Annotated in this window: 8 protein-coding genes; 5 read left to right on the plus strand and 3 right to left on the minus strand. The window is 65.6% G+C overall.

Going from position 1 to position 10259, the window contains the following annotated elements; all coding sequences use genetic code 11:
- Nucleotides 1-40: 40 nt before the first annotated feature.
- Genes ACLQ2Q_RS21490 through ACLQ2Q_RS21510 form a run of 5 tightly spaced genes read left to right on the plus strand, consistent with a single transcriptional unit; the run spans nucleotide 41 to nucleotide 6454 of the window.
- The gene (locus tag ACLQ2Q_RS21490) at nucleotides 41-1219 is read left to right on the plus strand and encodes a glycosyltransferase family 4 protein (RefSeq protein WP_425823793.1); all 1179 of its coding nucleotides are present in this window, start codon (nucleotides 41-43) and stop codon (nucleotides 1217-1219) included.
- A complete protein-coding gene (locus tag ACLQ2Q_RS21495) occupies nucleotides 1216-2313 on the plus strand; it encodes a hypothetical protein (protein ID WP_425823795.1) in 1098 nt (365 codons plus the stop codon). The genes ACLQ2Q_RS21490 and ACLQ2Q_RS21495 overlap by 4 nt, the downstream gene beginning before the upstream one ends.
- 32 nt (nucleotides 2314-2345) lie before the next feature.
- On the plus strand, nucleotides 2346-3485 hold the full coding sequence (locus tag ACLQ2Q_RS21500; protein ID WP_425823797.1) for a hypothetical protein: 1140 nt from the start codon (nucleotides 2346-2348) through the stop codon (nucleotides 3483-3485).
- Nucleotides 3482-5437: an oligosaccharide flippase family protein gene (locus ACLQ2Q_RS21505; RefSeq protein WP_425823799.1), complete on the plus strand. Its 1956-nt coding sequence runs from the start codon at nucleotides 3482-3484 to the stop codon at nucleotides 5435-5437. Before ACLQ2Q_RS21500 ends, ACLQ2Q_RS21505 begins: the two co-directional genes overlap by 4 nt.
- 57 nt (nucleotides 5438-5494) lie before the next feature.
- A complete protein-coding gene (locus ACLQ2Q_RS21510; RefSeq protein ID WP_425823801.1) occupies nucleotides 5495-6454 on the plus strand; it encodes a glycosyltransferase family 2 protein in 960 nt (319 codons plus the stop codon).
- Between the two features lie 77 nt (nucleotides 6455-6531).
- Here the strand turns inward: ACLQ2Q_RS21510 and lhgO are convergent, their stop codons facing one another.
- From lhgO to ACLQ2Q_RS21525, 3 genes are all read right to left on the minus strand, one after another.
- On the minus strand, nucleotides 6532-7734 hold the full coding sequence (lhgO, locus tag ACLQ2Q_RS21515; RefSeq protein ID WP_425823803.1) for an L-2-hydroxyglutarate oxidase: 1203 nt from the start codon (nucleotides 7732-7734) through the stop codon (nucleotides 6532-6534).
- Between the two features lie 480 nt (nucleotides 7735-8214).
- Nucleotides 8215-8754: an acyltransferase gene (locus ACLQ2Q_RS21520; RefSeq protein ID WP_425823807.1), complete on the minus strand. Its 540-nt coding sequence runs from the start codon at nucleotides 8752-8754 to the stop codon at nucleotides 8215-8217.
- A gap of 948 nt (nucleotides 8755-9702) precedes the next feature.
- Nucleotides 9703-9990 carry a hypothetical protein gene (locus ACLQ2Q_RS21525; protein WP_425823805.1) on the minus strand — a complete coding sequence of 96 codons (288 nt, stop codon included), beginning with the start codon at nucleotides 9988-9990 and terminating at the stop codon, nucleotides 9703-9705.
- Between the last annotated feature and the right edge of the window lie 269 nt (nucleotides 9991-10259).

Here is a 10259-nt window from a genome sequence, read left to right on the forward strand (position 1 = left end):
AAAGTCGTCGCCGCCGAGCCGTAACGAGGATGGGACCACGATGAGGATTCTGATGGTGTCGAATGCCGTCTCACCTGACAAGCTGGGCGGCCTCGAGCGATACGTCCGTGAGCTTGCGGCAGCGCTGGTACGCAAGGGTCACGATGTAACGACGTTGTCGAAGCGAACCGATCTCGCGCAGCCGAGCCATGAGATCGGTGACGACGGGGTGCGGCTGCTGCGATTCTCAGCGCCACCGAAATCGGATCCGCTCTTCGTCGCGAAGACACCGGTGAGCATCGCGAGCGCTGTGCGGCGGAGGGTCCTGAGTGCGGATTTCGACGTACTGCACGGCCATTATCCGGTTCCGATGTTGCCGATTACGACGATGAGGATCCCGTATCTCTACACGTTTCACGCGCCGGTCTACCGAGAAGTCGTGGGGGAACGCCAGAACGCCTATCGCGCCAACCGGCTGGTCTCGCAAGCCAGCGTGCAGGTGATGAAACGCATCGAACGCCGTGTGCTGGAGAAGGCGAACATGGTAGTCACGCTCAGCGACTTCGTCGCCGGCGAGATGCGCGCGATTACACGACCCGGGTCGACTTGGTGGACGAAGATCCCGGGCGGTCTGCGGACCGACTACTTCACGCCGCTGGCTCAAGCCGGGGCGCCGCTGAAGATGGCTCGTCCGTTGATCGTGACGGCCCGTCGCCTCGTCGAGCGGACGGGGGTCGAGCTTCTTGTCGCCGCCATGGCCGCGGTCGTCCGTGCGCACCCGACAGCGCAGCTGGTCGTGACTGGAGACGGGCCGCGTCGGCCACACATCGAGAAGCAGGTGGCCGATCTTGCACTCGCCGGCTCTGTCCACCTCTTGGGGCGGGTCTCTGACGCGGACCTTCTGGCGTGGTACCGCGCAGCCGACCTGGCGGTCACACCCACGCTCGCGCTGGAGGGGTTTGGGCTGTCCACGGTGGAGGCGATGTCGTGCGGGACACCCGTCTTGGTCACCCCGGTGGGCGCCAACGCCGAGGTCGTCGCGGGTCTCGGCGAAGGGTTCGTCGCGAGATCCACCGATCCACAGGACATCGCCCGCGCGATCATCGGCGTGCTCGATGATCCGGTCGCGCTTGCGCAGAAGCGGCGGGAGGCTCGCGAGCTGGTTCACCCGCGGTTCGAATGGGACAACGTCGCCGATGCGTATGTCGCCGCCTACGAACACCTGGGGACGCGACGATGAAGGACGGAGAAGTCGAAACACCCGCGCGCTCCCCCAAGATCACTCGGCGCGGGCTGCTGATCGGTTCCGCTGCCGCAGTGGTCGGGGTGGGCGTCGGTGCCGCCGTGTTCGCCTCGGCTTCGTCGCGAGATCAGTTGCCTGAGTCCCGCGAGCAGTCCCCTTTGCCCCGCGATCGGGTGGGAGCTCACGTCGGCGCTCCCGTCGACGAGGAGGATGCGGTCAGGTGGCGCACGGACATCGATACGCTCGCCGGTTCTGGGCAGAACCTGCTCAGAACCGCCGTGTACCCCTGGCTTGTCGCGCCGGCGCTCAACAGCTGGGATGACCGGGCCACGGCCTTCTATCGAGAGACGCTGGCCTATGCGCGCGACAAGGGGATGGAGATCAATCTCGTCGTTCCCGGAGCACCTGATTGGGGCCAGGACTTCGGCTTCGACGAGTACGTCGAGGCGTGCACGTGGTTCTGGACGAAGATGCGCGAGAACTTCGGAGACCAGGTAGAGCTGTGGCAGGTCTACAACGAGGCGGATCACGCCCATTACCAGTTGTTCACACCGGCGACCAGAGACGCCGAGTATCTGGGTGAGTTCGCCGAAATGCTCGGCACCGCCCAGCGCGTCTTCGGGGTCGGCGACGGCGGCCGGCCCATCACCACCAACCTCACGGGCTGGCCCATGAACGACGAACGAGAACAGGAGTGGTATCTCGTTCTCGACGCCATCGCGGCTCAGGTGGATGTGCTCGGCTTCTCCGTGTATCCGGCGGACAACAGCGACGAGATCGGTCGCTTGGCCGAACGGATGCAGCGGGTCCAGGAGCGCTATGGCAAACCCATCTTCGTGGCGGAGACAGGGCTGCAGACGGGGCCGGACACGTGGACCGAGGAGGATCAGAAACAGTATGTTCCAGCGGCCATCGAGCAGTTGCGCAGCGTCGGGCTGTGGGGCCTCAGCCTCTACGAGTTGCGCGACGCCGAACCGCCGGACGCCGGGGTTGAAGATCTGACTCCGCTCGCCGGCTTCGGGATCATCCGTCGCGACGGGTCTCGCAAGTCGGGCTTCGACGACATCATGCACGCATTGGCACCGCGATGAGGCCGTCGCCGCCACGCCCGGCGAGACCGATCGTGCCGCCCGCACCGCAGATCGATCGATGGGGCGCGTTCTGTCAGCTGTACGTGCTGACGCTCGCCGGTGTCGCCGTCGCGCTGTCGAGTCGATTCTGGCTGTTCCTCGATGAGAGGTTCACCCTCGACGCCGACTACATCCAAGCCACCCTGCGCGTTGCCGACGTCGGGTTGAGGCCCGAGGACCCGTTCCGCAACATCGCGCTGGTCTACCGCATCCTGGGTCTGACGGAATCCCCCGATCTCGCCGCGATGCTGGCCGTGGCGGTCTTCGGGGTTGCGACCTTTACGGCAATCCGATGGCACGAGATGACGCGCCTCACTCCGCTCGGCCTCGGCCTGATCACCATCTGCTACGTGCTCGCCCTGTTGTACATAGCTCAGTACAGCAAGGAGTTCGTGTCCCTGCTCCTGGTCGTCGCAGTCCTCCTGCTGCCCGCCGGTCTCTGGGCCGAGCTCGCCATCGTCGTCGGCATGGCACTCTACGCCAGTACCATGCGGCCCTACTGGGGCATCGTGGCCGTGCTCTACGTAGCGGGTCGACTGCTGCTGCCATGGCTACGCGGCATTCTCGTGCCGCTGATCCTGGTGGTCGTTGCCTATGTGGGGTTGCAGCTCGTGTTCAACACCATGCTCGGTTTACCGCTCTCGCACGCTCGGATCTCGGTCAACGAACTCCGCGCCGACATCAACATATCGGTCGGCTCGCTCATCGTCGACTTCCTTCCGGATGCAGGAGGGCTTCAATGGCTCAACGCGTTCCTCGTGTTCCTCAGCCTGGTCATACCGTGGCCCCTGCTCCTGGGCGGTTCACCCACCTATCTGTTGATCGCCGTGGTGCTCATAGTGCTGTGGCGGCTCGTGTACGTCGGCCTGCGCCGGGTGCAGACCGAGCACTTCATGGCCCCGACCGGCATGCCGGCTGCGGAAGCAGCGCGCGCGCCGTTCAGCGAGCGTGCGCCCCGTATCGAGCGCTCGATCGCCCTCCTCCTCGCCCTCGTAGTCGTGCAGGCGATCTTCGAGCCGGACTACGGCTCCTATGTGAAGCACCTGACTCCCGCGCTGCCGCTGTTCATCGCGCTGCTGCCGCTCCGGGGCCGGGATCGCTGGACCTTCGATAGTGTGGCGGTGCCTCGATGAGCCGGTCCCGCCTGCTTCCGCAAGCACGTCGACTGGGCGGGGATGCCGCGCTGGTCAGCGTGGGCCAGATCTTCTCGTACGCCTACCCGCTGGTCTCGCTTCCGCTTCTCAGCCGCACACTGGGCGTCGAGGGCCTCGGTGTCTTCGCCACCATCCTCGTGATCATCCAGCTGCTGCACGTGTGGACGGACTTCGGGTTCGGTTTCAGTGCGCTGCAGCGGATGTCGACCGCAGGCTCCCGAGAAGGACGCCAGGCTGTGGCCGCGGCCACGATCACGGCCAAGCTCGCGCTGTGGGCATCGGGATCGATCGTGGTGATGATCGTCGCGTTCACCGTTCCCTCGCTTCGTGACTATGGCTGGTATGTCATGATCGGGGTGCTGGCCTCGATCGGCGTAGCGCTCTACCCGATGTGGTATCTGCAGGCCACGGGTCAATTCAGACTGCTGGCGAGTCTCACCGCCGGATCCCGATTGCTGGCGCTCGCGGGACTCGTCCTGACGGTCCGTTCCCCCGCGCAGTTCGGACTCGCGGTGTTCTGGCAGTTCGTGCCGTTTCTGCTGTGCGCCATCGTCAGCTGGGCGGTGCTGATCCCCCAGGGTGATATTCGTCTGCGGTTGAGCCGGCCGGCGGGGGCAGTGGACGCGTTGAGGGACAGTCTGCCGTTGTTCGTCAATCTGATCAGCGGGCAGTTCATCGTCATCAGCTCGGTGCTTCTCCTCTCGCAGGTATCGGGCTATCGGCAGGCAGGTCTGTTCACTCCCGCCGATCGGCTGGTCAGCGCCATCCACGGTGTCCTCGTAGCGGTCGAGCAGGCGATGCTGCCGAGACTCTCCGCCGACCGGCGGCCCGAGGAGCCGAACCAGCGAAAGCTGATCTTTGGCGGCCTGATCTGCTGCTACACCGTGTCCGGCATCACCCTGGCGGTGATCGCTCCCGTCCTCATCCCCTGGTACCTCGGGGATGAGTTCAGCGAGGCCGTCCCTGTCGTTCAGATCATGGGACTGGCGGTGGTGCTCTCGGGGATCGCCCGCACTCTCGTGCTCCACCTGGTCTCCCTGGGCAGATTCACGGCGTCGTCGGTCGTGATCGCGATGGCCGCCGTGTGGCATGTCGCCACGGCAGCGTTCGCCGCATCGGTCTGGGGTGCGATCGGCGTGGCCGTGGCTGTGTGCGGAACACAGCTCTTCATGGCCGTCGGGCTATGGATCGTGATAGCTCGACGCAGGATCGCGACGAGCCCAAGCAGCAAGACCCGCAGATTGGAAGGCAGGGACCAGATGGGAATATCGTTCGTATGGGAGGCGATCCGCGGCCGAATCGCCCTTTTCGTCATCACCGTCATCGTTGTCACAGGAGGCGGCATCGCGCTGGGAGCGATCTGGCCGAAGACGTATACCTCCAGCGCTCAGATCCTGCTGGGCGTGCGTACCTCGGGCACCACCATCGACGTGCAGAGCGCCACGCTGTATCTCAGGGAACGGGTAGCCACCTACGCACAGATCGTGAAGGCCGACGAGATCATCGATCCCGCCGCGGAGGCGACGGAGAGCAGCCCGGATGCGCTGCGCCGGGCAGTATCGGTGGGGATCATCCCCGAGACGGTTGTGTTGGAGATCTCGGCATCCGGAGCCTCCCCCGATCAGGCCGTCGAGCGCGTCGACGTGGTCAGCGCGCGGTTCCGCGCCCAACTTTCGGCGTTGAACGTGCGTACCGGCGGACCGCGACTCGTCGCGGCAGAGGTCTCCAGCCCTCAGCCCGCGACGGTACCCGATCAGCTGCACGGGACGACCCTCTACGTCGTGTCCGCCTTCGTGGGATTGCTGGTCGCAGTAGTCCTCACCACCCTCGTCGCGGTCATACGCGGTCCCAGGAGACGTCGCCGTGAAGAGCCGAGTCGGCTGACCAGTCAGGAGAGCGAGTATGAGCTCCTCGACAGTGCGATGCGCTGACGCGGGAGGTCATGGCGAATGACATCCGCTCGTCGGACACCACAGGAAGGAGCCCTCGTGACTGACTCCGGCATCAACGTGCAGGATCTCGAGGCCGTGCTCGTCTCGTACCGGAGCCGCCACCATCTCGAGGAACTGCTCGAGATGTGGCCCCCGGACCTCGCCGTCGCCGTCGTGGACAACTCGGGCAACGTGGACGGGCTCGAACAGCTCGTCGAGAGCCTTGCCCACGTTCGCTATCTCTCCGGTCGTGGTCAGGGCTTCGCGCGCGGCGCGAACCTGGGCGCGTTCACGAGCGAGAAGCCGTACGTCGTCTTCGTCAATCCGGACTGCCGCCCCGACCTTGCTCAACTGCTCGCATTGGCAAGAGGAGTGGCGGCGGACGAGCACGCGATCACTCACGCGGCAACCCCGATCGGGAACGACGGCGCTATCGAGATCGGTGTCGGCGGCTGGGAGCCGTCCATCCGACGCACTGCTGTGCACGCCTTCGGACTGCACAAAATCTGGAAACGGGCAGGCCTCTTCGCGCACCCCGCGGTGGGTGAGCGCGTCGACGTGGACTGGGTGACGGGCACCTGCATGGCGGTGGACCGGGTGCGGTTCCGCGCACTCGGCGGCTTCGACGAGGCGTTTTTCGTGTACTGCGAGGACGTCGCCCTGGGCCACCGGGCCCGACAGCGTGGCTGGGGCAGTCGGCTGCGCGAGGACGTCCTCGTGCTGCACGGCACCGGCAGCTCGGGTGCGCCATCCTCTGAAATGCGTCGGTTGCAGGGGGCGTCGTTCACGACGTACATCAAACGCTACGGCGCGGGTCCCTTGCAGTCAGTGACGATTCGTGCGCTGTACGTTCTCGGGTTCAGCTGGCGCGCTGTGGTGTTGACTGTCGGGGGCCGTAGCGAGCGCGCCGCTGCAGCGTGGGCGATCATCCGCGGCACCGTCACCCAGCGCGCATACGTCGGCGGCACCGAGGTGGCCAGAGCACGGGCCGCAAAAGCCGAGGGACTGATCGGATAGGGGCGGTCCGACGAGCGATCGCGGTCGGCGAAGGCAGCGTTCGGTGCCGCCGTGCTGTCACTGAGCCGCGGCCCGAATCACGCGTGCGCCCGAAGGAGAAAATGCTCGATCACGTGTTCCGCGATAGCTATCGACGACGTGGCAGCGGGGGACGGCGCGTTCCGGAGCATGGTGACCGGTCCCACCTGGTCGACCGCGAAGTCGTCCAAGAGTTCTCCGCCGCGACCCCACGCCTGTGCGCGGACACCTGCAGCCGACTTGTGAGTGAGGTCGGAGATCTTGAGCTCTGGGATGAAGCGGCGCGCTTTCTGGTAGTACAGCGGCTTGAGCAGCGACGCCGAGATCTCGTCGACTCCCATTCGCCAGTGCTGTTTGGCGAGCGGCCAAGCGCCGGGCCACGTGAGGGAGTCCCAGGTGTCCTTCGGTGAGACCGACCGCCACTTGTACCCCTCCCGTGCGAGGGCGGGGACGGCGTTGGGACCGACGTGTACGTTGTCGTAGACGCCGCGCGTGAAGTGCACACCGAGGAAGGGAAAGCGCGGGTCGGGCACAGGGTAGATCATGCCGCTGACCAGGTCGGTGCGCTCCGGCGACAGCTCCCAGTACTCCCCGCGGAACGGAAGGATCTTCGGCGCCGCATCCGCTCCGAGGAACGTCGCCACCACGTCGGACTGAAGTCCCGCGCAAACGATGAGGCGGTCGAAGAGGTCCTCGGAGACGGGCGTCGTGACCCGAACCTGGGCGTTCTCGAGCCGGATGCCGGTGACCTCGTGTCCCAGCCGGATGGATCCTCCGCCGGCGCGCACATCCTGCGCCATGGCCTCCGTGATCGTGGCGTAATCCACCACCGCCGTGTGCGGCGAATGGATCGCCGCCACGCCCGTGACGTGCGGCTCGATCTCGCGGAGGCGGGACACGCCTTCGATCCGCACGAGGTCTGGGACGCCGTTCTCGAGCGAGCGGCGTTCGATCTCCGCCAACGCCCCGAGCTCTAAGTCGTCGACGGCGACCACGAGCTTCCCGACTTCCCGGTACGGCAGCCCCTTCTCCTCGCAGAACTCACGCATCGACGAACGACCCGCGGCGCAGAGCGTCGCCTTCAGCGAACCCGGCTTGTAGTACAGGCCCGCGTGGACGACTCCGGAGTTGTGCCCGGTCTGGTGCTGCGCCAGCCGCCACTCTTTCTCCAGCACGGTGACCTCGTCGCCGCGAGCGACCAGCGCGCGGGCGAGCGCGATCCCGACGATCCCGCCGCCGATGATGCCCGTCGTGCCGGTCATCGGACCGCCCCCGACCCATGGATCCCAGCTCGCATGAAGAAGCTCAGCGCTCCCACCCCCCTCGGCTCCCAAGGGCGGCCCCGACTTCTGCACACCGCCCAGCGACTGCTCGGTAGCCTATCCGCGGCAGCAGGCCCGTTCGGTAGAACGGCGCTCATGGTCCACTACTTGTAACGTCACTGTCACGCTCGGGTCATCGTGGGCAGGTCGGGTGGCCACGCACGGTCGGTAGAGCCGAAGTCGCCGCATGTTGGTTGCGGCCGTCTTCGCGACCGCGACTCCTTCGATCGAAGAATAATGGGGTGGATCCTCCGAATGCCACGAGATACATCACCCATGGCGGAAGAAGGGCTGCTGTGACGTAACGGAGCGAACTGTGCGGGACGAGGACCAGGATGGAGGCGGTGGCCACCACCAGGCGAAACCGCCCATCCGGCGGACCTTCAAGGTCGAGCGACGATCATGACCGTGCGCATCATCTCACCGCACGTGACCGACCGCTGAGGGCATGGCGGCGTTCCCGATGAGCGACCGAACCTTCTTGGCGGGCGCGCCGAAATACACCCCGTCCGGCTCGCACTCCTTGGTGACCAGCGAGCCGGCTCCGACAACTGCGCCCTTTCCGACAATCACCCCCGGCAACACTGTGCACCTTGCCCCGATCCAGGCCCCGTCCCCGACATTGATTGGCGCAGCGACATCCGATCCAGCGCGTCGCACATTGGACGCCGAGATCTCGTGCGAAGCCGTGACCATCAGCGTCCACATGCCGATCTGCACATTCTCACCGATACGGATGTCGGCATTGCCATCGAAGTAGCAGCCAACATTGGCGAACGAGCCCGCCGCGAATGACACCCGCCGACTTCCCAGATAACAGCGCTCGGCGATGCAGGCCGTCGCATTCACGTTGTAGCGCAGCGCACGGAGAACCCACCGACGGATCGGTCGGAGCACGAGCGGTGACGCCAACGGGCCGTTGACGAAACCTCGGTCCAGCTGAATGATCAACTTGCGCATCACGCTCAAACCGTGACCCCTTTCTCGGGCTCGGGAACGAAATTCTATCGGCCACGGCGCGTGCAGTTCGCACACGGAGCGCGCCCCCTTCGGTCCGACAACCACCGCGGCTTCTTAACGCTGGGCGGTGAGAGCGGAACTTCAGATGATCAGCCATCAGTCCTCGCACTGGTTATGCCCGAGGGCCGGACGCCCGATCGTGGAGGCACGCCCGTCCGTCCGCCGCCACGGTCACGCAGCCCACCAGTTGCGAGTTCAGGTAGAAGTCCCTCGTCCCGGCGACATCGACACCTACTGCGGTGGTGAAGCGGATCGAAGCCGTCCAGCTGCTCCCGTGACGTGCCGGGGCGGCGGTCGAGCCGACTGCACCGCACCGGAGCGGGGACGTACCGTCTGGGAACGCTGACCATGTAAAGTCACAGGCGATTCCCCCCGAGAAGAACCCCTTGGGGGAGAGAGAACTCTCGGGGGGAATCTGAACCCGCGGGCCGCACCACCGCTTCAGGGACGCGGGAATGCTCAGCCTGGGGGACTGGCTTCGACGCGGCGGCGGGTCTGCGCTCAGGATAGCGGCGCTATACCGCGCGCCACACCGTCCGAACGGACGAAGCTTGCCTGCTGCGAAGTGTTGAGAGTGCGGGCTGCTGGTCCTCGGCCGCCGGCTCGGGCTTGACCCTGCCGACGTTCAATTGGACAACGACGTAGCGCCGCTGCTCGATGTGAAAGAACGAGACATCGACAAAGCATCCATGCTGGTCCGCGATGGGCGGCACACGGGCCACCGTCAAGGAGCGAGCGATCAGATTTGTCCATGATCGAGGTGGTATCGCGCGCGGCGCCGGAGAAGACAGTCAGATGTGCACATACTCCGGGCGGGTGCGTGGTACTGCGACTCCGGTGCCACGCCAAGGCGGCCACGACCGATGTGGCTCGTTGAGGGTCGGGGTTCTAGACCGGGATACTTTGGTTGTAGCGGTTTCTTCGCGTGGTGGGGCGGACGAGGACGTCGTGCGGGGCGCTGATTCGTGTCACCGACACGACCTCGATGCCGAAGTCCCGAAGCATCTCCCGTGCTGCGTGCAGGCGTGCCCCATCAGGAACCCAACCGACCAGACGGGTGACCCCGCGGGAGGTGGTGTCGACGGTGAACCCCTCGAACACGTCAACGAATGCCTTGCTCAACGTGCCCGTGATGACGACCTCGAAGGTCCCCGCACTCATGTCGGCCTTTCCCACGCCCGCATCATTGCGGTCGGGGCTCAGCTTCCGCCCAGGACACCGCGCTGTCAAGCAGAGAGCGTTGACGGTGGCGACGGCAGTGAGGCGGCGGGTCGACGGAGCCGGTGCCCTGCACAGTGACATCGGCGCGCAATGAGATGCTCGCAACCTGGCATCTGGGAGCGGTACTGTTCCGGGTAGACCCGCCGCTGTCGACGACGCTTGAAAACTGGACAGTAACGACGCTTGAAAAGTGAACACTCAACGATTGGAGAGTGATCACTTTG

It is taken from the genome of Microbacterium sp. DT81.1 (genome assembly GCF_049844955.1).
Taxonomy (GTDB): Bacteria; Actinomycetota; Actinomycetes; order Actinomycetales; family Microbacteriaceae; genus Microbacterium.